29 protein-coding genes are annotated in these 26,777 nt (G+C 70.7%); 11 read left to right on the forward strand and 18 right to left on the reverse strand.

The features are described from left to right. Window positions 1-19 precede the first annotated feature (19 nt). The gene (locus tag IE325_RS42035) at window positions 20-472 is read right to left on the reverse strand and encodes a DUF4442 domain-containing protein (protein ID WP_190075475.1); all 453 of its coding nucleotides are present in this window, start codon (window positions 470-472) and stop codon (window positions 20-22) included. Window positions 473-613: 141 nt separating this feature from the next. On the opposite strand from IE325_RS42035, the gene IE325_RS42040 reads away from it, so the two are divergent. Then, window positions 614-1,930 (forward strand): MFS transporter, encoded by a 1,317-nt coding sequence (locus IE325_RS42040; protein WP_190075476.1) that lies wholly within the window; start codon window positions 614-616, stop codon window positions 1,928-1,930. On the opposite strand, the gene IE325_RS42045 is transcribed toward IE325_RS42040, so the two are convergent. The 3 genes from IE325_RS42045 to IE325_RS42055 all read right to left on the reverse strand — a co-directional run bounded on the left by IE325_RS42045 (window position 1,892) and on the right by IE325_RS42055 (window position 4,993). After that, the gene (locus IE325_RS42045) at window positions 1,892-2,737 is read right to left on the reverse strand and encodes a spermidine synthase (RefSeq protein WP_190075573.1); all 846 of its coding nucleotides are present in this window, start codon (window positions 2,735-2,737) and stop codon (window positions 1,892-1,894) included. The two genes, IE325_RS42040 and IE325_RS42045, sit on opposite strands and share 39 nt — an antisense overlap. Window positions 2,738-2,847: 110 nt before the next feature. After that, window positions 2,848-4,017, reverse strand: a complete 1,170-nt coding sequence (gene tuf / locus IE325_RS42050) for an elongation factor Tu (protein WP_190075477.1) — start codon at window positions 4,015-4,017, stop codon at window positions 2,848-2,850. A 253-nt stretch (window positions 4,018-4,270) separates the two neighbouring features. Further along, window positions 4,271-4,993, reverse strand: a complete 723-nt coding sequence (locus IE325_RS42055) for a DNA alkylation repair protein (protein WP_190075478.1) — start codon at window positions 4,991-4,993, stop codon at window positions 4,271-4,273. Between the two features lie 49 nt (window positions 4,994-5,042). Here IE325_RS42055 and IE325_RS42060 point away from each other — a divergent pair, with 49 nt between their 5' ends. After that, window positions 5,043-5,810 carry a TVP38/TMEM64 family protein gene (locus IE325_RS42060; protein ID WP_190075479.1) on the forward strand — a complete coding sequence of 256 codons (768 nt, stop codon included), beginning with the start codon at window positions 5,043-5,045 and terminating at the stop codon, window positions 5,808-5,810. A 20-nt stretch (window positions 5,811-5,830) separates the two neighbouring features. On the opposite strand, the gene IE325_RS42065 is transcribed toward IE325_RS42060, so the two are convergent. Then, window positions 5,831-7,003: a thiolase family protein gene (locus IE325_RS42065; RefSeq protein WP_190075480.1), complete on the reverse strand. Its 1,173-nt coding sequence runs from the start codon at window positions 7,001-7,003 to the stop codon at window positions 5,831-5,833. A gap of 128 nt (window positions 7,004-7,131) precedes the next feature. Here IE325_RS42065 and IE325_RS42070 point away from each other — a divergent pair, with 128 nt between their 5' ends. After that, on the forward strand, window positions 7,132-7,602 hold the full coding sequence (locus tag IE325_RS42070) for a winged helix-turn-helix transcriptional regulator (RefSeq protein WP_190075481.1): 471 nt from the start codon (window positions 7,132-7,134) through the stop codon (window positions 7,600-7,602). Between the two features lie 22 nt (window positions 7,603-7,624). Here the strand turns inward: IE325_RS42070 and IE325_RS42075 are convergent, their stop codons facing one another. Beyond that, window positions 7,625-8,551 (reverse strand): DUF6807 domain-containing protein, encoded by a 927-nt coding sequence (locus IE325_RS42075; RefSeq protein ID WP_229912452.1) that lies wholly within the window; start codon window positions 8,549-8,551, stop codon window positions 7,625-7,627. Beyond that, window positions 8,548-9,693: a Gfo/Idh/MocA family protein gene (locus IE325_RS42080; protein ID WP_190075483.1), complete on the reverse strand. Its 1,146-nt coding sequence runs from the start codon at window positions 9,691-9,693 to the stop codon at window positions 8,548-8,550. Before IE325_RS42080 ends, IE325_RS42075 begins: the two co-directional genes overlap by 4 nt. 303 nt (window positions 9,694-9,996) lie before the next feature. Here IE325_RS42080 and IE325_RS42085 point away from each other — a divergent pair, with 303 nt between their 5' ends. Beyond that, entirely contained in the window at window positions 9,997-10,872 is an 876-nt protein-coding gene (locus IE325_RS42085) for an undecaprenyl-diphosphate phosphatase (protein WP_190075484.1), read from the forward strand. Window positions 10,873-11,000: 128 nt separating this feature from the next. Beyond that, a complete protein-coding gene (locus tag IE325_RS42090; RefSeq protein WP_078916819.1) occupies window positions 11,001-11,180 on the forward strand; it encodes a hypothetical protein in 180 nt (59 codons plus the stop codon). A gap of 13 nt (window positions 11,181-11,193) precedes the next feature. Here IE325_RS42090 and IE325_RS42095 read toward each other — a convergent pair whose 3' ends face one another. Further along, window positions 11,194-11,547, reverse strand: a complete 354-nt coding sequence (locus IE325_RS42095; RefSeq protein WP_190075485.1) for a VOC family protein — start codon at window positions 11,545-11,547, stop codon at window positions 11,194-11,196. 357 nt (window positions 11,548-11,904) lie between these two features. Here IE325_RS42095 and IE325_RS42100 point away from each other — a divergent pair, with 357 nt between their 5' ends. After that, window positions 11,905-12,840 (forward strand): hypothetical protein, encoded by a 936-nt coding sequence (locus tag IE325_RS42100; protein WP_190075486.1) that lies wholly within the window; start codon window positions 11,905-11,907, stop codon window positions 12,838-12,840. Window positions 12,841-12,858: 18 nt separating this feature from the next. Here IE325_RS42100 and IE325_RS42105 read toward each other — a convergent pair whose 3' ends face one another. Then, complete coding sequence (locus IE325_RS42105) at window positions 12,859-14,136, reverse strand: hypothetical protein (RefSeq protein ID WP_190075487.1); 1,278 nt, start codon at window positions 14,134-14,136, stop codon at window positions 12,859-12,861. A 193-nt stretch (window positions 14,137-14,329) separates the two neighbouring features. Between IE325_RS42105 and IE325_RS42110 the strand changes: the two genes are divergently transcribed. Beyond that, a complete protein-coding gene (locus IE325_RS42110) occupies window positions 14,330-14,815 on the forward strand; it encodes a nuclear transport factor 2 family protein (protein ID WP_190075488.1) in 486 nt (161 codons plus the stop codon). Between the two features lie 70 nt (window positions 14,816-14,885). Beyond that, window positions 14,886-16,469 (forward strand): apolipoprotein N-acyltransferase, encoded by a 1,584-nt coding sequence (lnt, locus tag IE325_RS42115; RefSeq protein WP_190075489.1) that lies wholly within the window; start codon window positions 14,886-14,888, stop codon window positions 16,467-16,469. Here the strand turns inward: lnt and IE325_RS42120 are convergent. Beyond that, window positions 16,393-17,298 (reverse strand): Gfo/Idh/MocA family protein, encoded by a 906-nt coding sequence (locus tag IE325_RS42120; RefSeq protein ID WP_190075490.1) that lies wholly within the window; start codon window positions 17,296-17,298, stop codon window positions 16,393-16,395. The genes lnt and IE325_RS42120 overlap by 77 nt on opposite strands. Further along, entirely contained in the window at window positions 17,270-18,496 is a 1,227-nt protein-coding gene (locus IE325_RS42125; RefSeq protein ID WP_190075491.1) for an FAD-dependent monooxygenase, read from the reverse strand. The genes IE325_RS42120 and IE325_RS42125 overlap by 29 nt, the downstream gene beginning before the upstream one ends. Window positions 18,497-18,581: 85 nt before the next feature. On the opposite strand from IE325_RS42125, the gene IE325_RS42130 reads away from it, so the two are divergent. The 3 genes from IE325_RS42130 to IE325_RS42140 all read left to right on the forward strand — a co-directional run bounded on the left by IE325_RS42130 (window position 18,582) and on the right by IE325_RS42140 (window position 20,336). After that, window positions 18,582-19,208, forward strand: a complete 627-nt coding sequence (locus IE325_RS42130) for a TetR/AcrR family transcriptional regulator (protein WP_190075492.1) — start codon at window positions 18,582-18,584, stop codon at window positions 19,206-19,208. 19 nt (window positions 19,209-19,227) lie between these two features. Then, a complete protein-coding gene (locus IE325_RS42135; RefSeq protein ID WP_190075493.1) occupies window positions 19,228-19,740 on the forward strand; it encodes a DinB family protein in 513 nt (170 codons plus the stop codon). Between the two features lie 113 nt (window positions 19,741-19,853). Then, window positions 19,854-20,336 carry a hypothetical protein gene (locus IE325_RS42140; RefSeq protein WP_190075494.1) on the forward strand — a complete coding sequence of 161 codons (483 nt, stop codon included), beginning with the start codon at window positions 19,854-19,856 and terminating at the stop codon, window positions 20,334-20,336. Between the two features lie 12 nt (window positions 20,337-20,348). Here the strand turns inward: IE325_RS42140 and IE325_RS42145 are convergent, their stop codons facing one another. From IE325_RS42145 to IE325_RS42175, 7 genes are all read right to left on the reverse strand, one after another. Then, window positions 20,349-20,804: a hypothetical protein gene (locus IE325_RS42145; protein WP_190075495.1), complete on the reverse strand. Its 456-nt coding sequence runs from the start codon at window positions 20,802-20,804 to the stop codon at window positions 20,349-20,351. 517 nt (window positions 20,805-21,321) lie between these two features. Then, window positions 21,322-22,005, reverse strand: coding sequence for a uracil-DNA glycosylase (locus IE325_RS42150; RefSeq protein ID WP_190075496.1), 684 nt, complete (start codon window positions 22,003-22,005; stop codon window positions 21,322-21,324). Window positions 22,006-22,125: 120 nt separating this feature from the next. After that, on the reverse strand, window positions 22,126-23,706 hold the full coding sequence (locus IE325_RS42155; protein WP_190075497.1) for an ABC transporter substrate-binding protein: 1,581 nt from the start codon (window positions 23,704-23,706) through the stop codon (window positions 22,126-22,128). A gap of 207 nt (window positions 23,707-23,913) precedes the next feature. Continuing rightward, entirely contained in the window at window positions 23,914-24,681 is a 768-nt protein-coding gene (locus IE325_RS42160; protein WP_190075498.1) for an SDR family oxidoreductase, read from the reverse strand. 12 nt (window positions 24,682-24,693) lie between these two features. Next, a complete protein-coding gene (fabG, locus tag IE325_RS42165) occupies window positions 24,694-25,455 on the reverse strand; it encodes a 3-oxoacyl-ACP reductase FabG (RefSeq protein WP_190075499.1) in 762 nt (253 codons plus the stop codon). 102 nt (window positions 25,456-25,557) lie between these two features. Next, window positions 25,558-26,007, reverse strand: coding sequence for a DUF3037 domain-containing protein (locus IE325_RS42170; protein ID WP_190075500.1), 450 nt, complete (start codon window positions 26,005-26,007; stop codon window positions 25,558-25,560). Further along, a complete protein-coding gene (locus IE325_RS42175; RefSeq protein ID WP_190075501.1) occupies window positions 26,004-26,768 on the reverse strand; it encodes a HipA family kinase in 765 nt (254 codons plus the stop codon). The genes IE325_RS42170 and IE325_RS42175 overlap by 4 nt, the downstream gene beginning before the upstream one ends. Between the last annotated feature and the right edge of the window lie 9 nt (window positions 26,769-26,777).

A 26,777-nucleotide genomic window follows, 5' to 3' on the forward strand; every position in this document is an offset into this window, starting at 1 on the left:
ATGGCCCCGGTACGGTCGCTCAGCCGTTGGGCCGCAGCGTCCACACCACGGTCATCTCACCCGTGACAGCTCCGTCCTCGCGGTGGATGGCGATGTCGACCGGGAACTCCGGCCGTCCACCCTCATCGAGCTCGGCGACCACCTCGGCCACCGGACGGCCGAGGGTCGCCGTGGCCGTCACCGGACCCATGGCGAGCTTCTTGTAGCCGATCTCGGCCCGCACCGCGAGCGGCACCGCACGGGAGAGCTGGTCACCGAAGGCCTTGAGCACGATGGCACCGCTGGCGGACTCGGCCAGGGTGAACATGGCGCCGGCATGCGGGCCGCCGATGTGGTTGTGGTAGTCCGGCTGGTCCGGCAGCCGCAGCACGGCGCGCTCCGGGGTGACTTCGACGAACTCCAGGTTCAGGGTCCGCACCATCGGAACGGCGGCGGCAAGCATTTCGCCCATCGAGGCGCTCTCAACTGTCATGCGCAAGATGTTACCCACGAGTAGGAGGTCGGCTGATGCAGTTGTGACGAGCGTCGCATCACCAAGGTCCGTACGGGGCGCATGCGCCCGTGACCTGCGGCCCGCTTGGCAAACCGAGGGCCGGGCGGCGATAGTCGGGCGGTGAAGTCCGCCGCCGATCTCCCCCGCCGATCCCGCCGTCCTCGCCGCCCCGCCTGGGCGGGCCGCACCTACAGCCTGCTGACCGCCTCCGCGTTCGTGACGAACCTCGGCAGTCATGGCGCGCTGATCGCCGCGGCGTTCGCGGTGCTGGAGGCGGGCGGCGACGGTGGCGACGTGGGCCTGGTGGCCGCCGCACGCACCCTGCCGCTGGTGCTGTTCCTGCTGATCGGCGGCGCCGTGGCGGACCGCCTCCCCCGGCACCGGGTCATGGTCGCGGCCAACGCTCTGAACTGCCTCTCGCAGGCCGCCTTCGCCGTACTGGTCCTCGCTGGCGAGCCCCGGCTGTGGCAGATGATGCTGCTCACCGCCCTCGGCGGCACCGGCCAGGCGTTCTTCAGCCCGGCCGCCGAGGGCATGCTGCTGTCCTCGGTCCAGGGGGAGCAGGCGAGCCGGGCCTTCGCCGTGTTCCGGATGGCAATGCAGGGTGCGGCGGTGGGCGGTGCCGCGCTGGGCGGCGCGATGGTGGCCGCGATCGGTCCCGGCTGGGTGCTGGCGGCGGACGCGGTGGCCTTCGCGGTCGCCGGGGCGATGCGGGCCTTCCTCGATGTGAGTCACATTCCGCGGCGCACGCCGGGCGGCGGCATGCTCGCCGATCTGCGGGAGGGCTGGCGGGAGTTCGCCGGGCGGCCGTGGCTGTGGGGCATCGTCGTCCAGTTCTCCCTCGCCAACGCGGTCGTGGCCGCGGCCGACGCGGTCTACGGTCCGCTCGTCGCCCGGGACCATCTGGGCGGGGCGGGCCCCTGGGGCCTGGCGCTGGGCTTCTTCGGGGCGGGCACGGTCGCGGGCGCCCTGCTGATGACCCGCTGGAAGCCGCGCCGCCTGCTTCTCGCGGGCACCCTGTGCGTCTTCCCGCTCGCCCTGCCCTCCGCCGCGCTCGCCGTACCGGTGCCGATCACCGTGCTGTGCGCAGTGATGTTCCTGACCGGCGTGACCCTGGAGGTGTTCGGTGTCTCCTGGATGACCGCGCTCCATCAGGAGATACCGGAGGACAAGCTGTCCCGGGTCGCCGCCTACGACTGGTTCGGCTCCGTCGCCATGGTTCCGCTGGCGACGGCCCTGGCCGGCCCGGCGGAGTCGGCGTTCGGGCGCACCTCGGCGCTGTGGGGCTGCGCCGTGCTCATCGTGGTGGTCACGGCGGCGGTGCTGTGCGTTCCTGACGTACGGAATCTACGGCGCCGTAGCAAGGAGGTCGCCGTCTCGCCGAGCGAGCAGGCCACCTCAGCCGATACCGAAAGCCCCGTCCGGGGGCTCGGGTGACGGCACCGCGTCCGCGTCCCGCGCCGGCCGCGCCCCGCCGATGAACTCCCGCAGGGCAGCCCCTTGTTCGACCCGGGCCGGAAACGCGTCGGAGGCGGTGCGCCTGGCGAGCGCGGCCGTGTCGACGGGGTGGTGCGAGGCGACCAGTACGGCGTTCCCGAATCGCCGCCCTCGCAGCACGCCCGGCTCGGCGATCAGGGCGAGTTCCTCGAACTCCGTGGCGAAGTTGGCGAGTTGGGACCGCAGAAAGGCGAACGGCGCGGCATCCGCGAGGTTGGCGAGGTAGACCCCGCCACGCCTGAGCACCCGCGCCGCCTCCCGGGCGTACTCGACGGACGTCAGCTGCGCGGGCACCCGGGAGCCACCGAACACGTCGGCGACGAGGATGTCGGCCGATGCGGTGGGGGCGGCTTCGATCCAAGCGCGCGCGTCGGCGGCGTGCAGCGCTATACCGGCCCCCTCGGGCAACGGCAGCTGCTCGACGATCAGCTCCAGCAACCCCCGGTCGGCCTCGACGACGTCCTGCCGGGAACCGGGCCGGGTGGCGGCCACATAGCGGGGCAGGGTGAGGGCCCCACCGCCGAGATGCAGCACATCCACGGCCAGCCCGGCGTCCACGACGGTGTCGAGTACGTGCCCGAGCCGGCGGGCGTACTCGAACTCCAGGTGCGTGGGCTCGTCCAGATCGACATACGACTGGGGAGCCCCGTCCACGGTCAGCAGCCAGGCCCGCTTGCGATCGACGTCGGGCATGAGCTTGGCGAAGCCGTAGTCGGTGGTCCTGGCGACAGGTATGGAGTCGTTCACTCCCCCATTGTCGGTGAGAGTGCCGACCTGAGGGGCGCGGGGCTGTATCGACATGCGGCTCCGCCGCGTGGCGCGACCAGCCACGCCGGCCCCGCGGTCCCCCACCGACCTCACACCACGGCAGTCACGGTCCCCGCCCCGACCGTCCGACCACCCTCACGAATGGCGAACCCGAGCCCCGGCTCCAAAGGAACCTCCCGCCCCAGCTCAACGGTCATCGTGACCGTCTCCCCGGGCCGAGCGACCCCCACCTCACCGAGGTCGACGTCCCCGACGACATCCGCCGTACGGATGTAGAACTGCGGCCGATACCCGGTGGAGACCGGCGTGGACCGACCCCCTTCACGCGTCGACAGCACGTACACCTGCGCGGTGAACCGCCGCCGGGGCACCACACTCCCCGGCGCCGCGACGACATGCCCCCGCCGGACGGCGTCCCGCGGAACGCCCCGCAGCAGCAGCGCCACGTTGTCCCCGGCCTGCGCCTCGTCCATGGGCTTGCCGAAGGTCTCCAGACCGGTGACCACGGTCTCGACCTCCGCGCCGAGCACTTCGACCCGGTCGCCCACCCGCACGGTGCCCCGCTCGACGGCCCCTGTGACGACGGTGCCTCGACCGGTGATGGTGAGCACGTTCTCCACGGACAGCAGGAACGGCGCGTCCACATACCGCTCCGGCATCGGAACGTAGGTGTCCACCGCGTCGAGCAGCGCCTCGATGGACGCCGTCCACTGGGGGTCGCCCTCCAGCGCCTTGAGCCCCGAGACCCGTACGACGGGCGCGGCGTCGCCGCCGTAGCCGTGCTGGGTGAGCAGGTCGCGGACCTCCAGCTCGACGAGGTCGATGAGCTCCTCGTCGCCCGCGTCGGCCTTGTTGAGGGCGACGACGATGTGGTCGACGCCCACCTGCCGGGCGAGCAGGACGTGTTCGGCGGTCTGCGGCATGATCCCGTCGAGCGCGGAGACGACGAGGATCGCCCCGTCGAGCTGCGCGGCGCCGGTGACCATGTTCTTGACGTAGTCGGCGTGGCCCGGCATGTCGACATGCGCGTAATGACGGGTGTCGGTCTCGTACTCGACGTGCGCGATGTTGATGGTGATGCCGCGCGCGGCCTCCTCCGGCGCCCGGTCGATGCGGTCGAAGGGCACGAAGGTGCCGGAGCCGCGCTCGGCGAGGACCTTGGTGATGGCGGCGGTCAGGGTGGTCTTGCCGTGGTCGACATGGCCCATGGTGCCGATGTTGAGATGCGGCTTGGTGCGCACGTATGCGGTCTTGGACATGGCTGTACCTCGAAGCCTCATAGCTGTGGATGGGGACCCCAAGGACTTGCCGACCCTCCCCCTGCGGGGTCCGCCGGACTTTCCGGAGAGGGTCAGCTTCGGGCGCCGTCGACTGTGGTCAGGAAGACCGGAACGGCAGCCTTCGGAGCATCCGCGACTGCGGATGCTGCGAGGACGAAGGCGTGCCGGAACATGACGTCGATCATTGCCGACGCTTTGCCCGACGTCGAATGGTTTTCAGCGGTACGGGACTTCAGGCCCCGATGTTCTTCAAGGCCTCCCGCACCGACAGCGGCGCGAAGCGCCCCCGCTCCCCCGCCAGGAAGTCCCGTACGGCGTCCGCGTCCGTCTTGGCGTACTCGCGCAGGCACCAGCCGATGGCCTTGCGGATGAAGAAGTCGGGGTGCCCGGACTGGCGCAGGCAGTAGGCGAAGAGGCGTCCGGTGTCGGTCTGTTCCTTGTAGCGCAGCTGATGGAGCAGGGCGGTGCGGGCGACCCACAGGTCGTCGTCCGCGATCCAGGCGTCCATGTCGGCCGTGAGCTTCGGATCGGCGGCGACGAGTCCGCCGACGACATGGGCGGCGAGCAGGTCGACGGTGTCCCACCAGGGGACGGTGGTGATCAGATGCCGGGTCACCGGAAGGAAGCCGGAGGAGCAGCGGGTCACATGCCGGCGCAGATAGTCGACGGCGAAGTAGTGGTACTCGCGCTCCGGCAGTTCCCAGCAGCGCAGGGCGATGGCGGTGCAGTCGGCCTCGTCGGGGCGGGGCGTGCCCTGGAGGACGGTGCGGGACAGGGCGCGGCGGGCCGGGGTCGTCAGGCCGAGGAAGGGGGCCACGTCCTTCATGTACGCCCGCATGGACACGGCACGTTCGGGGTCGGCCGCCGGGCCGTACGCGGCGACGAGCCGCTCCAGCACCGTGTCGGCCAGGGCACTGCGCGGAACTTCCAGTGTTCCCGTACCTGTGACGCCCATGAGACGAACCATACGGCGATCACACATGTTCGTCGGTTACTGTCGCCGAATGCTCGATGCCACCACCCGCTCTGGGGGCACCGCAACGGCCTCGTCGGAGGCCGCCGCCACGGAGCTCACCGTCCCCGTGACCGCCCCGGCGAACTTTGCCGTGCGCTGCACGAGAGTGCTGCGCTCGCCCTGGTCACGGCTGTCCCTGCTGCTGGTCCTGCTCGCGGCCGCCGCTGCGTCCGTCCTGCTCTTCGAGCCGCACAAGCTCCTGGCGAACGGCTGGCCGCCCCAGGTCGGCGGGCCGGTGGCGCTGGTGGTGTTCGCCGTTGCGTACGGGGTGATCACGGTGGCCTTCGTGCCACGGCCGCTGCTGAATCTCGCGGCGGGTGCGCTCTTCGGTTCGGAGCTGGGTATCGCCGCGGCCATGGTGGGCACCGTGCTCGGGGCCGGGATCGCCTTCGCGCTCGGCCGGATGCTCGGGCAGGACGCGCTGCGCCCGCTGCTGCGCGGGCGGCTGCTCAAGGCCGCGGACAACCAGTTCAGCAAGCACGGTTTCCGGTCGATGCTGGCGGTGCGGCTGTTCCCGGGGGTGCCGTTCTGGGCCGCGAACTACGCCGCCGCCGTCTCCCGTATGGGCTACTTCCCCTTCCTGCTGGCCACGGCGCTCGGGTCGATCCCGAACATCGCCGCGTATGTCGTCGCCGGTGCCCGGGCCTCGTCTCCGACGTCCCCGGTGTTCCTGATCGCGGTGGCCGCGATCGCGCTGCCCGCGCTGGCAGGGGCGGTGGTGGCCTGGCGCAAGCGCCACCACCTGCGGCGCCGCTGAGCGGATCGGGACCAGTTCCCCTATCGGACCGACTCGATGATCATCGCGTTGGCCAGGCCGCCCGCCTCGCACATCGTCTGCAGTGCGTAGCGGGCGCCGCGCTCACGCATCGCGTGCACCAGGGTCGTCGTCAGCCGGGTGCCGCTCGCGCCGAGCGGGTGGCCGATCGCGATCGCGCCGCCGTGCACATTGACCTTGCCGAGGTCGGCGCCGGTCTCCTGCTGCCAGGCGAGGACGACGCTGGAGAAGGCCTCGTTGACCTCGAACAGATCGATGTCGGCGAGGGACAGCGACGCCCTGCGCAGCACCTTCTCGGTCGCCGGGATGACTCCGGTGAGCATGAGGATCGGGTCGGAGCCGGTGACGGCGAAGCTGTGCAGCCGGGCGAGCGGGCGCAGGCCCAGGCGGGCCGCCGTCTCGCTGGAGGTGATCAGCACGGCGGAGGCGCCGTCGTTGATGGGGCTGGCGTTGCCCGCGGTGACGTTCCACTCGATCTGCGGGAAGCGCTCGGCGAACGCCGGGTCGTGGTAGGCGGGCCTGAGTCCGGCGAGGATCTCGGGAGTGCTGCCCGGACGTACGCACTCGTCGCGCGAGACGCCGTCCAGGGGCGCCACCTCGGCGTCGAACAGGCCCTGCTCCCAGGCGGCGGCAGCCTTGTGGTGCGAGGAGACGGCGAACGCGTCCATCTGCTCCCGGGTGATCGACCACTTGGCGGCGATCAGCTCGGCGCTGATGCCCTGCGGGACGAGCCCCTCCGGGTAGCGCTCGGCGATGCCGGGGCCGAAGGGGTCCTTGTCGGGCGGCACGTTCGACCACATCGGCACCCGGCTCATCGACTCGACGCCGCACGCGACGACCATGTCGTACGCCCCCGACATCACGCCCTGGGCCGCGAAGTGCACGGCCTGTTGGGAGGAGCCGCACTGGCGGTCCACGGTGGTCGCCGGGACCGTCTCCGGGAAGCCCGCCGACAGGGCGGCGTAGCGGGTGGTGTTCATGGCCTGCTCGCCGACCTGGTCGACGGTGCCGCCGATGACGTCGTCGATCAGCGCCGGGTCGACGCCCGTGCGCTCGACGAGGGTGCGCAGGGTGTGGGCGAGTAGCTGGACGGGGTGGATGTGGGCCAGGGAGCCGTTCGGCTTGCCCTTGCCTATCGGGGTGCGTACGGCTTCGACGATGACTGCGTCACGCATGGTGCGGGCCTCCGCGATTACCGGTGAGTAGGAAATCTGGACTCACCATAGCTCGCAGGGTTGGAAAATCAAACCCACCTGAGTTGGAAAGTCGAACCCACCCGAAGCAGCCCCCTAAACTGAGCGGCATGGCCGCCCCCAAAGACCCCCGCCCCTGTTCCATCGCCGACGCCCTGGCGCTCGTCGGCGAGAAGTACTCCCTGCTCGTCCTGCGCGAGGTGTGCCTGGGCAACGGCCGCTTCGACCAGCTCGTGCGCAACATCGGCGCCCCGCGCGACATCCTGGCCACCCGGCTGCGCCGTCTCGTCGACGCCAGGATCCTGACCAAGCGCGCCTACAGCGAGCGCCCGCAGCGCTTCGAGTACCGGCCCACCGAGGCGGGTCTGGAACTGGAGCCGGTCCTGATGACCCTCATGACGTGGGGCGACCGCCATCTGCGCGGGGACGAAGACCGCCCCATGGTGATCGAGCACAGCTGCGGCAATGAACTGGTCCCGGTCGTCACCTGCCGGGCCTGCGGCGACCCGGTGAGCCATGAGGACCTCACGGCGCACCCTCAGGTGCCGGGTTGGTCGGTGGCGGGACCGACGGCGGCCTGATCCGGACCGGCCGGGCCCGCGTTCACCAGGGGTGCGTCCGCAGGTACTTGGCGATCTCCTCCTGCTCCCACGTCCCGTCGGCCACGACGACCCGGTAGCGGCGGGTGAGGGTGGCGCCCGGCGCCAGCACCAGCTCGTCGTGGAACGCCCAGGACGGGGCCACACCCGCGAAGGGCTCGTTGCGTACGAACCAGTGGGCGGGATGGGCGCCCCGGTCACCGGCGTGGTCGTTCTCAGGCGCGTGCGCGAAGACGAGGGTGGCGTAGCCGTCGCTGCCGTCGTGCTCGCCGGCGTAGGCGAGCCAGGGCGCCTGTCCGCCCATCAGGCCGGGGCCCTCGGCATCCGACGCGAGGATCCGGCCGCCCTGGAAGGCACGTGGGCCGCGCCAGAACAGGCCCGTGTAACCGGCCATCTCACGCCCGGCGGTGGTGGGGCTGCCGAACCGCAGCGGCTCCTCGCGCCGGTTGGTCACGGCGCTCGTCCAGGTCAGCGCCCATGAGCCGGACTCCGCCTCCACGTCGTGCACCTCGATCCGGCGCCGCTCCTCGGCCCACAGCTCACCGCCGTGGGGATGCCAGGTCAGCCGCTCGGCGATGACGACCCGGTCGCCGTCCGAGGAGACCTCGTCGAAGGCGAGGTGCGCCATCGACCCGACGCGCTCGGGGAGTTCGAGATACCCCTCACCGTGGACGTAGCTGTTGCCGCCCCACAGATTCGCCCCCGACAGATGCGAGGCCGTCAGCGAGAGGCCCTTGTGCCAGCGGTGGTCGTTGGGCCGGTAGTCGGTGACGACGTCGCCGGCGAGGGTGCGCATCGGGTGGATGTACGGCTTCGGGGCCTCCCAGGCGGCCTCCGGCCGGTAGACGTAGGCGAGCAGCTCGACGCCGGTGACCGGCTCGGTCACCGTGATGCGGTCGCCGTACGCGTGGACGATGCGCAGCCCGCTCACGCGCCCGCCTCCTCGGGGGCCCATCCGGGCGTGCCTCCGTGCATGGCCGTATAGAAGGGGTCGCCGGGGCCGATCTCCCCCGCCCGGACCGTCGCGTCCGTGAACGCCGACTTGTACAGCGCGGCGATCAGCTCCAGGCTCGTCCGCCCGTCAGCGCCGCTGCTGCGCGGACGCTCCCCGGCGCGCATGCTCGCGACCAGTTCCCGCAGCTGCGCCAGATGCGAACTGGGCACGTCCGCGCCGAAGTCCTGCCAGGCGGCGGCCTCGGCGTCGGGCACATCGCGGGCCGGGGTGATGCGCCAGCTGTCGTTGCGGTGGCCGTAGAGGTGGGTCAGTTCGACGGTGGCGCGCTCGCAGTCGACGCGGATGCGGCTGACCTCGTCGGGGCTGAGCACGCTGTTCACGACGGTCGCCATCGCACCGTTCGCGAAGCGCACCAGGGCGGTCGAGACGTCCTCCGTCTCGACGTCGTGCACCAGCCGGCCCGCCATGGCGCGGACCTCGCTCCACGGACCGAGCAGATCCAGCAGCAGATCCATCTGATGGATGCCGTGCCCCATCGCGGGACCGCCGCCCTCGGTCCGCCAGCGACCTCGCCAGGGCACGGCGTAGTAGGCGGTGTCGCGGTACCAGGTGGTCTGGCAGTGCGCGACGAGCGGCCGCCCCATGGCCCGCTCGGCGAGCAGCCGCCGTACATGCCGGGTGCCGGAGCCGAAGCGGTGCTGGAAGACGATCGAGGCGTACGGCCCGCCCTCCTTGCCCTCCTCCGCCTCGATGGCGTCGAAGTCGGCGAGGGTCGGCACCGGAGGCTTCTCGCACCACACCCAGGCACCGGCGCGCAGCGCCGCGACGGTCTGGTCGCGGTGCAGGGTGGGCGGTGTGCAGATGACGACCAGGTCGGGCCGCTCCTCGGCGAGCATCCGGTCGAGGTCGGTGTAGCCGCGCAGCGCTCCGCCGGCCTCCTCGCGGAAGGACTCGACAGACGCCGCGTCGATGTCGACGGCGGCGACGAGCTCCGTCTCGCCCTCCTCGGCCAGTGCGGCGACTGCGGGCAGATGCGAGTCGCGGGCGATGGCGCCGGTGCCGATCACGGCGACCCTGATACGGCGGCCGGTGAGCGGAGCGGTCTCGGATGCGGCCATGGTTGTGATCGGACTCCTCCGGGACGGACGCGGCCGCTGTCACTGGCATGGACATGGACAGAGACAAGGACAGCAAGCTCGACAGCAAGCGCTTTCGGTTCGCTGAAACGTAAGCGTCGGCCCCACCGCAGGTCAACACCGGTTCCGCCGAGGCCGGCGCTCGGCTGCCGAACCCCCTGTGCCGGAGCTGTCATCGCGGGACGCTACGCTGCCCCTCGACACCCGCGATCACTGATCACTGCGCCGCCGACGCGGTGTCCCCATCACCCCTTGCCACGATCAGCACTTGGACTCCGTAACTTCATGTCTTGGTTTGAATCCCTCATCCTCGGACTCGTCCAGGGGCTGACCGAGTTCCTCCCCGTGTCCTCCAGCGCGCACCTGCGGCTGACCGCGGCGTTCTCGGGCTGGGAGGACCCTGGTGCGGCCTTCACCGCGATCACTCAGATCGGCACGGAGGCCGCGGTGCTGATCTACTTCCGCAAGGACATCGGGCGGATCATCGCGGCGTGGCTGAAGTCGCTGACCAACAAGGAGATGCGCCGGGACCACGACGCCCAGATGGGCTGGCTGGTCATCGTCGGCTCGATCCCGATCGGTGTGCTCGGTCTGACGCTCAAGGACCAGATCGAGGGCCCCTTCCGTGACCTGCGCATCACCGCGACGATGCTGATCGTCGTCGGCATCATCATCGGCGTCGCCGACCGGCTGGCGGCCCGCGACGAGACGGGCGGGCGGCACCGGGCGGCCAAGCAGCGCAAGTCGCTGGAGAGCCTGAACGTGAAGGACGGCCTGGTCTTCGGCCTCTGCCAGTCCGCGGCGCTCATCCCCGGAGTCTCCCGCTCCGGCGCCACCATCAGCGGCGGCCTCTTCATGGGCTACCAGCGCGAGGCCGCGGCCCGCTACTCCTTCCTCCTCGCGATCCCCGCCGTCCTCGCCTCCGGCCTCTTCGAGCTCAAGGACGCGATGGAGAGCGACCATGTCTCGTGGGGCCCGACGATCTTCGCCACGGTCATCGCCTTCGCGACCGGCTACGCGGTCATCGCGTGGTTCATGAAGTACATCTCGACCAAGAGCTTCATGCCGTTCGTCTGGTACCGGATCGCGCTCGGCATCGTCATCATCGTCCTGGTCACGGCGGGCGTCCTGAGCCCGCATGCCGCGGAGTCGGCGGGCTGACGCACCTGACCGGCGAGTCAGCAAGGACGCTCGCCGAAACCTCTCCCCGGAAATCCGTGACCAATCACATACGTTGTGCGTAGCCGTCCGGTAGCGCGCTGTCAGTCCTTGCCCCTAGGCTTGTCCGCATGTCCCCCCATTCCTTAGGCCCTGGTTCCGTGCGGTCTGCTGCCGAGGTGAACGAGGAGATCCGTGCCCTGTGGCTGCGCGCGGGCGGCTCGTTGTCCGCTCAGGAGCGCGCGGAGTACGAGCTGTTGGTGGTCGAGTGGGCAGCCGCCATCCGCGGCGAGATCATCGAGGCCGCTTGAAGAGACCCTTCGCTCACACGGGCTGCCACAGCTCCAGCCGATTCCCCTCGGGATCGGTGACCCAGCCGAACCGGCCGACGCCCTCCATGTCCTGAGTCTCCTCGGCCACATCCGCACCCTTGGCGCGCAGCTGCGCGAGCATCGCATCCAGGTCGCGGACCCGGAAGTTGAGCATGGTCCGCTGGGCAGGGGACCCGAAGTAGTCGGTCCCGGACTCGAACGTCGCGAACACCGTCGTCCCTGCCTCCTGACGCCACAGGCCGTACTCGTCCGCGTCCAGGCCCAGACAGTCGCGGTACCAAGCGCTCAGAGCCTCGGGGTCGGTGGCCCGCAGGAAGTATCCGCCGATTCCCAGCACACGTTCCATGACGCCATCCTGCCAGGACGACGCCAGGACGGACCCGACACCACACCATCGCCCTCCGCGCGCGAACCCGGTGCCCGGGAACCGGCTCCGGTCTCAGGGAAAATGCGCACGTGCCTGACCGATCTCCCGCGATATCCGCACCCTCGCCCCTGCCATCCGTGACCGCCCGGCAAGCGCATGCGCTCGCCGGCGACATGGCGGAGAGCTTCGCCTTCGGTACGGCCACGGTCGTCATCGGCGGCGCCGGCACGGTCATCCTGGTCGAGGCCGGGGACACCCCTCGGCGAGAGCGGCGTATGGAACGCCGACGAGGTCCGCCTCCTCGGCCACGCGCCGACGCCGGTCAGGAAGCGGCTCATGGAGGAACCCTGCGCGCCGGGCACACACGAAGCGGCCCTGCCTGTCCATCTCGTCGTCCGAGTCCCGGAAGGCCTCGTTCGTCTCGGCACCGGATCGGTCGCCCGAGCCGCGACGGAACTACGCCCGGGCGAGACCGAGCATGTCCTCACCAGTTGCACCCTGCGGCTCCGTTCCCCCTTGCGCAAAGCCGACCTGGACCGGGTCCGCCCGCTCCTCCCCCGGCCGGACCTGCCAAGTCTGGAGTGGCTCGCCCACGTCAACGACGATCGGGCAACGGCGCTCGAACAGTTCGTCACCGGCTGGTATCCCGCCGTGCCGGAGGCGCCCGAGCCGCCGTCCATGCGGCCGCCCGCCCTCGATCTACCGGAAGAGCTACGGCAGTTCCACCGACTGGCAAGGCAGCGCCCCCGCGCCATGGGAGTGCAGAACCGGATCCTCGCCGCTTCCGCCCGTCTGACCGATCCCCTGGGGGAGATGCTCGTCCTCGGCGAGGAGAACCAGGGCGGGTTCTACTGGTCGGTGCCGTGGACACTCGAAGGCGCCGAAGCGGATCCGGTCGTCTGGTTCCGTGAGTATGACGAGCCGCCCATCGCCGAGCAGGAGCCGCTCAGTGGTTTCCTCCTCCAATTCTCGCTGTACGAGGCCGCCATGGGCGCCGACTTTCTGGCCCTGCCGCGTCGGCTCACCGCGCGGCAGGCCGACCGGATCACCGCCGGGCTGCTCCCCGTCCCCCTGCGCCCGTTCTGGCCCGGGGCACCCACACGCTTCTACGTGGCGCCGGGACTCGTCCTGCACATCTCCGACGAAGGGGACGATGACGGGGACGGAGAGGGGGACGGGGCCCGCTTCAGCGCCTGGGCCGGCGCCCTCCATCGCAGTGCCCTGGCGCCGTTGGCCGACGCACCCGTCGAGTGGACGCGGTTCGACGGCTGAGGCCCTCTGTGCGACCGGTCAGCCCAGCAGGTCGAAGGCCTCGCGGTAGTCGTCGTAGGCCTCGCCGTACTGTTTGGCGGCGACGAGGAACATGGAGCGGTCGGTCAAGGCCTGCCCCAACACCCCCTGGCTTTCCGCCGTTTCCGCCATGTCGGCGTATCGGCGCGCGAGTGCGACGTTCTCGTTGAAGATCGGGCGGAGCGGCTTGAGGATGCGGTAGTTGCGGTTCTCCCGGTGGACGGCCGTCCGGATGGTGAGCCTTCGGTGCAGGGCCACCAGGGCGGGAAGGTGCTCGTGCGGGGCCGTTTCGGTCGCCTCGTTCTGGTCGGCGACCTCGGCCTCGAGGCGGGGCAGGCTGTCGAAGTAGGCCCGCTTGATGTCGGGTGACCAGTCGAGGAACGTGAAGCCGAACGCGGGCGCCGGCGCGCCCTGCACCGGCAGGGGCTCCGCCGTCCTGCCCGAGAGGGCGTACAGAGTGGTCCACCAGGTCAGGATGTTGCTCCAGCTCTTGCGCTCCCCGGTGCTGTCGAGCTCGGTGAGGAGGGCGAGCGCCTCCTGCCGGGCCCCGCGGGCCTCCGTATGGTGACCGGCTCGGTCCAACATCCCGGCCTGGTGGACCAGTTGCCAGGTCACGATGGCCAGTGCCGTGCCGTCCTCGGCGAGTTCGGCACGGCCGGCGTCCACGATCTCGGCGAAGGCGCTGAGGGCCGCCTCCCGGTGACCGGCGGCATCCAGCTCCGCCGCCCATGACAGCAGGGACCAGAAGGAGACCTGCCCCTGGTCTTCCGAGCCGGCGGCCCGCACCAGCTTCCCGCAGAGCTCCGCGGCCTCCTGGTGATCGCCGTTCTCGGCCAGTGCCGTGGCCAGAGGTCCGCTGCCGTACAGGGGACTCGGTACTTGTCCGTGCGCGAAACCCCACTCCCCGGCCGCGGCCATCTCCTCGCGGACGGCGAAGCCCTCGGTCCGTCGTCCGGCGGCATACAGCCCGTGCTGGTACGCGGACAGAGCCCGCACAAGCAGCTCGGTCCGCCGGGGATCGCCCGCGTCGATGCGCCGTGCCGTGGCGGCCGCCTCGGCGTGCCGTGCCAGTCGTATCTCCGGCCGGTCCCGGATCTCGGGCGCGTATCCGTAGGACAGCAGTGCCTCGGTCAGCTTGGGCACATAGGTCAGCGGACTGACCGACGAAAGCACCCGGTACGCCTCGACCTCCTGGTCGAGGGCCGGTCGGCTCGATCCGAGCAGCAGTGTGCGCGCCCGCAGTACCGCGTCATGGTCGATCTTGTCGGTGAGATCCATGGCGGGAATTGTGTGAGCCGGAGAAGAGCCTGGACAAGGCCGCTGAGCTGTGCGTTCAGTCCTACGAAAACGTGCTGTGAGCTGTCATGATGGAGACGGTTTCACCCCTGTGCGGCTCGGCCCGCCGGGGCGGCACGGGAATATCACCGTCCGCCCTCTTGGCTCCGTGCACCTCATGCCCAACACTGAGCCGATGACGCAGCGTGTGGAACTCGCCACCCTCAGGGACCGGCTGGCGGTAGACGGAGTGATCACCGACTACGCGGTGGCCGTGGACGACGGCGACTGGCCGGCCTACCGGAGCCTGTTCACCGCCGACGGGCGCGCGGACTACCGCTCGGCCGGGGGGATCGAGGGGGACGCCGGAAGCATCGCCTCCTGGCTCGCGGAGAGTCTCGGCATGTTCTCGATGCGCCAGCACCTCATCGTGAACCGGCGGGTGCGCTTCGGAGTGCTGGACCAGGACACCGGCGACACCGCCCGGGTGCAGGCCGACTACGTCAATCCGATGCGGTTCGCCGGGGACGGCGACGGCTCCTCGGCCCCCGACTTCGTGTGCGGCGGCCGGTACGCGTTCGGGCTGCTGCGGACGTACGAGGGCTGGCGGCTGCGCGAGGTCGTCGTCCAGGAGAAATGGCGCCGGCTGCCCGAGCGGACCGCGCCCGCGGTGATCGACTGAGCGGACGCCCACTGTCCCGTTGTCAGTGCCTGCGAGCACACTGGTAGGACCACGGGGTAGGAGGCGATGGATGAAGACGATCAGCCGCTGGCTCGCCTCGCCATGGCGGCGCTCGCTCGCCGCCACCGCGGCCGGTGCGCTACCGGTGCTCGCCTTCCCCCAGCCGTCGCTGTGGTGGTTCGCGTACGTCGCCCTCGTCCCGTGGATCGCCCTGATCCGTACCGCGCCGACCGCGAAGCGGGCGCTGTACGACGGCTGGTGGGGCGGGTTCGGCTTCATGCTGGCGATGCATCACTGGCTGCTGCCGAATCTGCATGTCTTTACGTTCGTCATCGCCGCCCTGCTCGGCGCCTTGTGGGCTCCTTGGGGCTGGCTGGTGCGGCGTTTCCTGGCCGCTTCGAGACCGTCCCCTGGCCGGGTGGCGGCGGCGCTGATCGTGCTGCCGTCCGGTTGGCTGATGGTGGAGATGGTGCGTTCCTGGCAGGGGCTCGGCGGGCCGTGGGGTGTGCTGGGCTCCAGTCAGTGGCAGGTGGAGCCCGCGCTGCGGCTGGCCTCGGTGGGCGGGGTGTGGCTGATCAGCTTCCTGATCGTGGCCGTCAATGTGGCGGTCGCGGTGCTGGTGACGGTACGTACGGCCCGGATCACGGCGGTGGCGGGGCTCACCGCGACGGCCGTGGCGACCTCGGCCGCCTGGGTGTGGTCCCCGCGCCCGGACGTCGAGGACCGGGTCCGGATAGCCGTCGTACAGCCCGGGGTCATCAAGGGCGCGGACACGGCCGACCGGCGTTTCGACCGGGAGGTGCAGCTCACCCGCGAGCTGGCCGGTCAGGGTGCCGACCTGATCGTCTGGGGCGAGAGCAGCGTCGGCTTCGACCTGGACGACCGGCCCGACTTCGCCCGGCGGCTGGCGGCGCTCTCGCGCGAGACGGGGACGAACATCCTGGTCAACGTGGACGCACGGCGCTCCGACAAGCCCGGCATCTACAAGAGCTCGATCCTCGTCGGCCCGGACGGCCCGACCGGGGCGCGCTACGACAAGATGCGGCTGGTCCCCTTCGGGGAGTACATACCGATGCGCTCGATGCTGGGCTGGGCCACCTCCGTGGGCCGGGCGGCCGACGAGGATCGCAGGCGCGGCACCCAGCAGGTCGTGATGGACGCCGGGCACGGGCTGAGGATCGGCCCGATGGTCTGCTTCGAGTCCGCGTTCCCCGACATGAGCCGCACTCTCGCGGACGACGGCGCCGAGGTGCTGATCGCCCAGTCGGCGACGTCGACGTTCCAGCAGAGCTGGGCCCCGGAGCAGCACGCCTCGCTGGCCGCGCTGCGCGCCGCCGAGACCGGCCGCCCGATGGTGCACGCGACTCTGACCGGGGTCTCTGCCGTGTACGGGCCGAGCGGGCAGCACATAGGCCCCTGGCTGGGCACGAGCGAGAGCGGCAGCGCGGTCTACGAGGTGCCGCTGTCCGGGGGCGTCACGCCGTTCGTCCGCTTCGGCGACTGGGTGGCGCTGGCCGCGCTGCTGATCGTCGCCGCGTGGTGCGCGGGCGAGGGCATCCGGATCCTGCGGCCCCGGCTCAGGCGGTCCGCTCCTGAACCGCACGCACGACCCGCTCGCACAACTCGTGAGTCGCCAGCGCGTCCCGGGCGCTGAGCACCTTGCCCGCGCGCACGGCGTCGAGGAAGGTGAGCACCGTCTGCTCGATGCCGCGCTGCCGGGCCACCGGCACCCAGTCACCGCGCCGGCGCAGGGTCGGCTGGCCCTTGTGGTCGATGACCTCGGCGAGGTTGAGGACCTGGCGCTTGGTGTCCTGTCCGGACACCTCCAGGATCTCCTCGGCCGAACCACTGAGCCGGTTCATCACTCCGAGCGCGGTGAAGCCGTCCCCGGCGAGCTGGAGCACGAGATGGTGCAGCAGCCCGCCCTCGACCCGGGCGCGCACGGTGATGTCGTCGATCGGGCCTGGCACGAGGAAGCGCAGTGTGTCGACGACGTGGATGAAGTCGTCGAGGATCATCGCGCGGGGCTCCTCCGGCAGCCCGATCCGGTTCTTCTGCATCAGGATCAGCTCACGCGGATGGTCGGCGCACTGCACATAGCCGGGGGCGTACCGCCGGTTGAAGCCGACGGCGAGGCTCACCTCGCGCCGCTCGGCGAGCGCCACCAGCCGCTCGGAGTCGGCGAGCCGGTAGGCGAGCGGCTTGTCGACGTACGTCGGTACGCCCGCCTCGAGCAGCCGGGTCACGATCTCCGGGTGCGCGACGGTCGGCGCGTGCACGAAGGCGGCGTCGAGGCCCTCGGCGAGAAGCGAGTCGAGATCCGTGTGCCGTTGCCCCGCCGGGAGGTGGTGGGCGTCGGCGACCCGGGCGAGGGTCGCGGGCGTACGGGTCTGGAGATGCAGTTCGACCCCGGGCTGCACACCGAGCACCGGCAGGTAGGCCTTCTGCGCGATGTCACCGAGTCCGATGCAGCCGACCTTCACGGGGTGTTCTCCTCTGGCGCTCGTCTGCCGTGGTCTTCCCGGCAGCATACGGCGCCTGCGGTGGCCGCCAGTCGGCGATGCCCTCGAAGCCCCGCAGGAACAGCAGCGGCGCGGCCTTGGACACCGCGGCCAGCGCCGTGTTCCGTACGGCGATGCCGGCACGGTTCGTCATCAGGTTGAGGCGGCCGATCCGCGCGGCCTGGCGGGCGATGGCGGTCGTACGCGGGAGGCGGGCCACCGTGTACGCGGCGAGGTCGTCGCAGTGGGCGGCGAGGACGATCGCGTCCTCGATGGCCTGGTTGCCGCCCTGCCCCAGCGTCGGCTGCATGGCGTGCGCGGCGTCCCCGATCAGGGCGACCCGGCCCCGGTGATAGGCGGGCAGCGGCTCGGTGATGTGGTGGACGTCGTGCCGCAGGACGTCGTCGGGGCGGGCGGCAGCGAGGATGGCGGGGATCGGGTCGTGCCAGTCGCCGTAGCGGCGCAGCAGTTCGGCCTTCTCGTCGTCGGGGGCGCGTCCCTCGGCGGGCGTGATCGCCGCGGCGTAGGCGTAGACGCGGCCGTCCTTGAGCGGGTGCGAGCCCCAGATACGGCCCCGGCCCCAGGTCTCGTGCGAGGCGAACTCCACGCCGGGCACCGGGATGACGACCCGCCAGGTGGTGAACCCGGAGTAGACGGCCCCGGGATGCCGCGGGAAGAGCGCCCGGCGTACGGCGGACTGGATGCCGTCGGCGGCCACCACGAGGTCGGCCTCCAGGTCGCCGTCCGCGGTGCTCACCCGCGCGGGCCGGTCGGCGTCGCCCGGGTCGGCCAGGCCCGCCGCGACCCCGGTGCGGACGGCCCCGGCCGGGAGGCGTGCGGCGAGGCTGGTGATGAGGGTGGCCCGGTGCAGCAGGACGAGGGGGCCGCCGAAGCGTTCGGCCACTGCACCGGCGTCGGTGCGGGAGAGCCAGCGCCCGGACGGGGTGCGCAGTCCCCCGTCGCCCTGCCAGGCGGCGAGGTCGCGGATCTCGTCGCCGAGGCCGATGACGTCCAGTGCGCGCAGGGAGTTGGGCGCGAGCGAGATGCCCGCGCCGATCGGCTCCAGGGCGGGTGCCCGCTCCAGCACGGTGACGTCCCAGCCGCCCTGATGCAGTGCGGCCGCGGCGGTAAGGCCTCCGATGCCGCCACCGACGACGACGGCGCGCTTCGACTGTGCCATGGCTACCTCCTGGGGTAACTACAGATGTAGTACCGGTATGCGCCGACTGTACTACAGGCGTAGTGCGGGAGGTAGGTTGATCTCCATGGCCCTGCCTTCCGACCGCGCCTCCCGCGCCGATCTCGTCGCCGACGCCGCCCTCGCGCTGCTCGCCGAGCGCGGTATGCGCGGGCTCACGCACCGGGCGGTCGACGAGGCGGCGGGGCTGCCGCAGGGCTCGACCTCGAATCTGGCGCGCACACGGCAGGCGCTGCTGGAACTGGCGGTGCGGCGGCTCGCCGAGCGTGAGGCGCGGGTGCTCGCGCTGGAGGAGATGCCCGATCCGCGGGGCGGCCTCGACTCGCTGGCCGACGGCCTGGCGCTGGCGACCCACCGCGCCCTGACCCGCAACCGCGACCTCACACTCGCCCGCTACGAACTCGCCCTGGAGGCCACGCGCCGCCCCGAGCTGCGCGCCTACTTCGACGCGACCGGCGCCCGCTTCCGCGACCAGCTCGGCGCCCTGGTCACCGCGATGGGGTCGACGGCACCGGACCGGCATGTGCTGTCCCTGGTGGCGTGGGCGGACGGGCTGATGTTCAGCTGTGTGGCGGGGTCGTTCGGCGCGCGGGTGCCGAGCCTGGAGGAGGTGCGGGCGGGGCTGCGCGAGCTTCTCGGCGGGATGTTCGGCGATGCCTCCGCCGCCGGGAAAACTCCTGGTGGACCGGCATGAGTTGAGCGACGATGCCGGTATGACGACCGAACGCGAAGAGCCCGCCACCACCGCCGACGAGCGCACCATGCTGGAGGGCTGGCTGGACTATCACCGCCGGACCCTCGCGTGGAAGTGCGAGGGCCTGACAGACGCCCAGCTCAGGACCGCGTCCGTGGAGCCGTCCGAGCTGAGCCTGATGGGGCTGGTGCGGCATATGGCGGAGGTGGAGCGGAGCTGGTTCCGCAGGGTGCTCGCGGCTGAGGACGCCCGCCCGATGTACTACACCGAGGAGGACCGGGACGGAGAGTTCCACCTCTCGGAGGCGGACACGTGGAAGGAGGCGTACGCCACCTGGCAGGCCGAGATCGACAGCGCCCGGCGCAACGCGGAGCGTTTCGCCCTCGACGACATCTCCGAGGGCACACACGCACGCACCGGCGAGCGGTTCAACCTCCGCTGGATCTACACGCACATGATCGAGGAGTACGCCCGTCACAACGGCCATGCCGACCTGATCCGCGAACGCCTCGACGGCGCCACCGGCGACTGACGTCAGCCGGGCGGGCCCGCACCGCCCGTACGGGGGCCCGGAGATCACCCATGTGGATCAACCTCTCCTCGTCCGCTGCCCCAACGGCTGTCCGACCCAGCAGAGTTGCGCGGGTGCATCGAACGACGACCACCGCAACGCTCCTGGTCACCGTGGCCGTCTCGGCCCTCTCCGGCTGTACGACGGTCCAGCGCCCGCAGGCGCCCGGGGCACCGACGGCACCCTCACTGCCGCCGGTGCCCCGGCCGAGCGGGCACACGGAGCCGGAGGTCGTACAGGCACCGGCCCGCGAGGCCCTGGCCCTGATCGGCCCGTCCCGCAGTCCGGAGCCCGGGCGGTCCACCGCACGCTCCACATCCACGACACCGCCGGCACCGACGCCGGCGAGGCCCGCACCCCCACCCCGCTCGCGCCCCGAGCCGGCCCCCAAGCCCCACGTCCCGAGACAGCCACCCGCCCCGGTCCCCGACCTGACGACGTCGCTGCCCGAAGCGCCCCAGGGCAACGGGGACATCTGCGCACTGGGCAAGAAGTACGGCGGCTGGCACCCGGACAGCCCCGAGTCGAGGATCTGCGAGCAGACGTACGGTCACTGAGGGCGCCGTCGCCTACACGCCCTCCCCCAACCACCCCTCCATCCGAAGAATCTCCGCCCGCACCCCGTCCCCGTAGCTGTCGTCCCTCAGTACCCCCGCCGCTCCTCGCGCCCGCCGCAGATGCACACGCGCGGCCTCCTCGCGGTCGAGCTTCACATAGTCGGCGGCCAGATTCAGATGCAGCGACGGGTACAGCGCCCGCACCGCCACCCCGCCCCCGGCGCCCTCCGCCTCCGTCAACGCCCGCAGATCCCAGGCCAGTTCATCTGTGGGGTCGTCCTGGGTGTCGGCGAGGTAGTGGGCCAGGGTGCACCGGTGCAGGGGGTCACCGTGCTCGCCGAGCTCCGTCCACAGCTCCAGCAGACGTCGCCGGGCCTCCTCCCGGTCCCCGGCGTGATGGAGCATCACGACCTGCCCGATCCGTGTCAGCACGGCATCCGGCGCCGTCCGCTCCTGTCGCTCCACCACAGCGTCCTCCGAGCCTCGTCGGCTGATCCCACCCGACGCTAACCGCCGTCACCGGCATTCCCGGTCAGGCGGCTCCGTGCGACATCGGGCAGGTCAGACGATGGACCGGCGCGGGTGAGGGCCGACCGGGCGTAGGGGGTGGGTGGGGAGGGACGAGGTGCCGGGGGGAGGTGAGGGACCGGAATGTGCGGGGAGGGAGGGACGGGCGTGCGTGGCGCGTGCCCTCCGGGTCCAAGGGCCGACAGCGCGTCGGACTGCCCAGCGAGCGGCCGAGCCTGCCAGAGACTGACCCACCGGGATCTCACCCCGCCTAGAACCCGCGCGTGCCCTCCGGTTCGACCGGCCGACAGCGCATGAGACATGCCCGGCGAGCGGCCGAGCCGGCCAGGGACTGCCCCACCGGGACCTCACCCCACCCAGAGCCCGCTCCCCCAAGAGGCCGCCCAGCGCGGAACCCCGTCCCGAACAAAACCGGCCCCCCTCGGGCTCCCCCCGGCTCCCCGCGACTCACCCAGCCTCAGCCCAAGTCAGGAATCCGCCAGTCGATCGCCTCATGCCCCTGCCGGGCCACCGCCTCATTGATCTGTGTGAACGGGTGGGACCCGAAGAACTTCTTCGCCGACAGCGGGGAGGGGTGCGCCCCCTTCACCACCACATGGCGGGTCTCGTCGATGAGGGGGAGCTTCTTCTGGGCGTAGTTGCCCCACAGGACGAACACCGCGGGGTCGGGGCGGCCGGCGACGGCCTTGATCACGGCGTCGGTGAACTTCTCCCAGCCCTTGCCCTTGTGGGAGTTGGCCTCGCCGGAGCGGACCGTCAGTACCGCGTTGAGGAGGAGGACGCCCTGTTCGGCCCACGGCATGAGATAGCCGTTGTCGGGGACGGGGTGGCCGAGCTCCTCCTTCATCTCCTTGTAGATGTTGCGCAGGGAGGGCGGGGTCTTCACGCCGGGGCGGACCGAGAAGCACAGGCCGTGTCCCTGTCCCTCGCCGTGATACGGGTCCTGGCCGAGGATGAGGACCTTCACCTGGTCGTACGGCGTGGCCTCCAGCGCGGCGAAGACCTCCTCGCGCGGCGGGTAGACGGGACCCTTCGCCCGCTCCTCCTCGACGAACTCCGTCAGCTCCTTGAAGTAGGTCTGCTGAAGCTCGTCGCCCAGAACCCCGCGCCAGGACTCGGGCAGCATGGCGATGTCGGTCACGTCAACTTCCTTACGATGTGCGGCGAACAGTGAGGGGCGACCGCGCAGCGGCCACTTCCAGTCCTGAAGAACCTACAGGCGGCCGCTGACAATCGCCCCGCCCACCGCACATCCCACCCGCTACCAGCTGGTCTTGCGGGACAACTCCCCCACCAGCATGATCGTCGACGGGTCCAGCGCCCGCTCCGCGCCCGAGACCTCCGAGCTCGCGGCGACATACTGCCGTCCCTGCCACAGCGGCAGCAGCCGCGCGTCGTCGACCAGGATGCGCTGGGCGTCCTCGAAGTCCTTCACGACATTGCCCCGGTCGCTCTGGGCGCGGGAGTTGGGCAGCAGTGTCTCGGTGATCTTGGGCGTGACGTAGGGCGTGCCGAGTGCGTTCTGCTCACCGACGAACGGCGCGATGAAATTGTCCGCGTCGGGGAAGTCGGGGAACCAGCCACGCCCGAACACCGGGTACTCGCCCTCCTGGTAGCCGGTGACGTATGTCTTCCAGGGGCGGGACTTGAGCGTGATCTTGAACAGGCCGGACGCGTCGAGCTGGCTCTTCAGTTCCTCGAACTCGGCCTTGGTGGCGGAGCCGTAGCGGTCGCTGGTGTACCAGAGGGTGAGCGCGACGGGGGTCGAGATGCCGGCCTCGGAGAGGATCTTGCGGGCCTTGGCCGTGCTGGGCTCGCCGTAGTCGTCGAAGAAGCCGGTGGTGTGTCCGGTGAGGCCCTTGGGGACCATGGAGTACAGCGGCTCGACGGTGTCCTTGTAGACCTTGTGGGCGATCGCGGGGCGGTCGACGACCTGGGCGATGGCCTTGCGGACGGCGGTCTTGCCGGCCATGGGGTCCTTGGGGTTGAAGACCAGGTAGTTGATCTCGGTGCCGGAGCCCTCGATCAGCTGGAGCTCGTCATCGTCGTCGGCCTGGATGTCGACGATGTCGTCGGCGGCGAGGCCGCGGAAGGCGACGTCCAGCTTCTTGTCGCGCAGGGCGGAGACCATGGTGGGCGAGTCCTGGTAGTAGCGGATGGTCACCGCACTGTTCTTGCGCTCGCCGACGCCCTTGTAGCTGTCGTTCTTGATGAGTTCGGCCTGGTTGCCCTCGTCGTAAGACGACAGGGTGTACGGACCGGACCCGACGATGGAGGTGTCCTCGCGGAGCTTGTCCTCCGGGTACTCCTCGGGGTCGACGATCGACATCGCGGGAGTGGCGAGGACGAACGGGAAGGTCGCGTCGGCCTTGTTGAGGTGGAAGACGATCTCGCGGTCGTTCAGCACCTGGACGCGTTCGAGGCTGCCCAGCAGACCGGCGGGGCCGCCGTTGACGTTGATCTTCCGGATGCGGTCGATCGAGTACTTGACCGCCTTCGCGTCCAGGGTGTGCCCGTCGGAGAAGGTCAGGCCCTCGCGCAGCTCGCACTCGTACTTCATGTTCGAGTTGTCGGAGAACCTGCAGTTCTCGGCGGCGTCGGGCTCGGGGGTGGTCGCGCCCGAGGGGTAACTGAGGAGTGTCTGGTAAATGTTGCGGAACAATTCCCAGGAGCTGTCCCAGGACGCGGCGGGATCTAGGGTGCTGGGGGCCGCCGTCGTCCCCACGACGATGGGGCCTTCCTCCTCCGTCGAATCGGACGAGAGGACGCCGCACCCTGCCACCAGGGACGATATGGACGCGATGGCCGCCACCTGCCGCAGGCGTCGGATCCGGTTGAACACGCGCACGCTCCTCGATCTGCCATACCAAGGGTCGGCAGACGATACCGCAGTGTTCCGGCCGTTGAACCTCCCGTCTCATAGAGCATCTGTTCGTTCTTCTGGTGACTACGTTGTCAATGTTTAATGATCTTCCTCTACGCCGACACGGGCGCCGCTGATGCCCAGCGGCGCCCGTGTCGATGTCGTCCTCGGTGTCGTGCCTGTGGGTCAGCCGACGCCCGCGTTGAGGAAGATCCCGCCGTCGATGACGAGGGTCTGGCCGGTGATCCAGTCCGACTGTTCCGAGGTGAGGAACGCGGCGGCCCCGCCGATGTCGGAGGGCACACCGAGCCGGCCCAGCGGGTACGCGGCCGCGGCCTCCGCCTCCCGGCCCTCGTACAGGGCCTGGGCGAACTTGGTCTTCACCACGGCCGGGGCGATGGCGTTGACCCGCACCTTGGGCGCGAACTCGTGCGCCATCTGCTGGGTGAGGTTGATCATTGCGGCCTTGCTGACGCCGTACGCGGCGATGAACGGCGAGGGCGAGATGCCCGCGACGGAGGCGATGTTGACGATTGCGCCGCCGTTGTCCTTCTGCCAGGCGTGCCAGGTCTTCTGCGCGAAGCCCAGCGCCGAGATCACATTGGTCTCGAAGACCTTGCGCGCGACCCCGAGGTCAAGGTCGGCGAGCGGCCCGAACACGGGGTTCGTACCGGCGTTGTTGACCAGGTGGTCGACGCGGCCGAAGGCCTCCATGGTGCGCTCGACGGCGACGGCCTGGTGGGCCTCGTCGTGCGCCTTGCCGGCGACGTAGATGGCGCGCTCGGCGCCGAGCTGCTCGACGGCCTCCTTGAGGGCGTCCTCGTTGCGGCCGGTGATGCAGACGCGGTCACCGCGCGCGATGAGCGCCTCGGCGACGCCGTAGCCGATGCCGCGGCTGGCGCCCGTGACGAGGGCGACCTTGCCGGAGAGCTCGGGCAGTTCAGTCGAAGTCATGTTCCCGGTCCCTTAGTCGAGCGGTCCGCCGGCGACGTACAGCACCTGGCCGGAGACGAAGCCGGCGGCCTCGCCGGTGAAGAAGGCGATGGCGTTGGCGATGTCCTCGGGCTCGCCGACGCGGGCCACCGGGATCTGGGTGGCGGCGGCGGCCTTGAAGTCCTCGAAGCCCATGCCGACGCGGTCGGCGGTGGCCTTGGTCATCTCGGTGGCGATGAAGCCGGGGGCGACGGCGTTGGCGGTGACGCCGAACTTGCCGAGTTCCTTGGCGAGGGTCTTGGTGAAGCCCTGGAGGCCGGCCTTGGCGGCGGAGTAGTTGACCTGGCCGCGGTTGCCGAGGGCGGAGGACGAGGAGAGGTTGACGATCCGGCCGAAGCCCGCGTCCACCATGTGCTTCTGGCAGGCCTTGGACATCAGGAAGGCGCCGCGCAGATGGACGTTCATGACGGTGTCCCAGTCGGAGACGCTCATCTTGAACAGCAGGTTGTCGCGCAGCACACCCGCGTTGTTGACCAGGATCGTCGGGGCGCCGAGCTCCGCGGCGATCCGCGCGATGGCGGCCTCGACCTGCGCCTCGTCGGAGACGTCGCAGCCGACCGCGATGGCCTTGCCGCCGGCCGCGGTGATCTTCTCCACGGTGTCCTTGCAGGCGGCCTCGTCGAGGTCGATCACGGCGACCGCGCGGCCCTCGGCGGCCAGTCGTACGGCGGTGGCGGCGCCGATGCCGCGCGCTGCGCCGGTGACGACGGCGACCCGCTGCTCAGTGGTGGACATGGGTGACTCTCCTCGGGTGAGCGACCGCTTAGTACCTTCGATGCAGGTGACGCTAGAAGTCCTGGCACGCGGTGTCAACGGTGACCGCGCGCATGTGATCCATTACCTCACCAAGAGACCCAGCAGCCGTTCCGTCTCGGCCGCCGGATCCAGGGTGAGCCCGGTGTGCACCGGCCCGGGCTGCACGACCGTCGAGCGCGGCGCGATCAGCCAGCGGAAACGCCGCCCGGCGTCGTCGCCGGCCGCCTGCCCCGCCGTCTCGCTGCCACCGCAGACCCGCTCCACGGCCCCGAGCGCGGCCCGGATGCCGGCCACGTCGGCCTCGGGGTCGAGGGCTAGCAGCCGCGCCTCGTCGAGGTGGGTGCGGGCACCGACGTAGGCCTGGGACCGGCAGTACACGAGCACGCCCGCGTTGATGCACTCGCCGCGTTCGACACGGGGGACGACGCGCACGAGGGCGTACTCGAAGACGTCCCGCTCGTTCGACTCGCTGCCCCGGATGATGTGGCGCTCGACCACATGCCCGGCCATGTGAATGTGGCGCTCGCTCACTTGCCCTCCTCGATTCCGGTGACGCGGTCATGGATGACGGCCGCGCGGGTCAGGAGCGGCGTCGCGTACGCCCGCCTCAGGTCGTCCGGGGTGTCGAAGCCGGGCTCGGTGGCCAGCCAGGCGTCGGGGACCGCGGCGGTCACCTCGGTGAGCAGTTCCTCGGTGACCAGCGGTGCCAACTCGGCGGCGGCGCCGCGTACATCGGGCGCGAAGGTGGCGAGGGCGTGGTCGGATGCGTCGTAGGGGCGCTCCGCCGAGGCCTGGGCACCGGGCCAGTTGTGATGCCAGATCATGGTCGCGCCGTGATCGATGAGCCACAGGTCGCCGCGCCACATCAGCAGGTTGGGGTTGCGCCAGGACCGGTCGACGTTGTTGACCAGCGCGTCGAACCAGAGGATCCGGCCGGCTTCCGCGGGGCTCACCTCGAAGGCGAGCGGGTCGAAGCCGAGCGCGCCGGAGAGGAAGTCCATGCCGAGGTTGGTGCCGCCGCTGGACCTGAGCAACTCCTGCACCTGCTGGTCGGGTTCGCCGAGGCCGAGCACCGGGTCGAGCTCGACCGTCACCAAGCGGGGCATCCTGAACCCGAGCCTGCGGGCGAGCTCGCCGCAGACGACCTCGGCGATCAGTGTCTTGCGGCCCTGTCCGGCTCCGGCGAACTTCATGACGTACGTCCCGAAGTCGTCGGCCTCGACGAGCCCCGGCAGCGAGCCGCCCTCACGCAGCGGCGTGATGAAGCGGGTCGCGATCACTTCCTTGAGCATCGCCCCAGG

Source organism: Streptomyces lanatus, from assembly GCF_014655715.1.
In the GTDB taxonomy this organism is placed as follows: domain Bacteria; phylum Actinomycetota; class Actinomycetes; order Streptomycetales; family Streptomycetaceae; genus Streptomyces; species Streptomyces lanatus.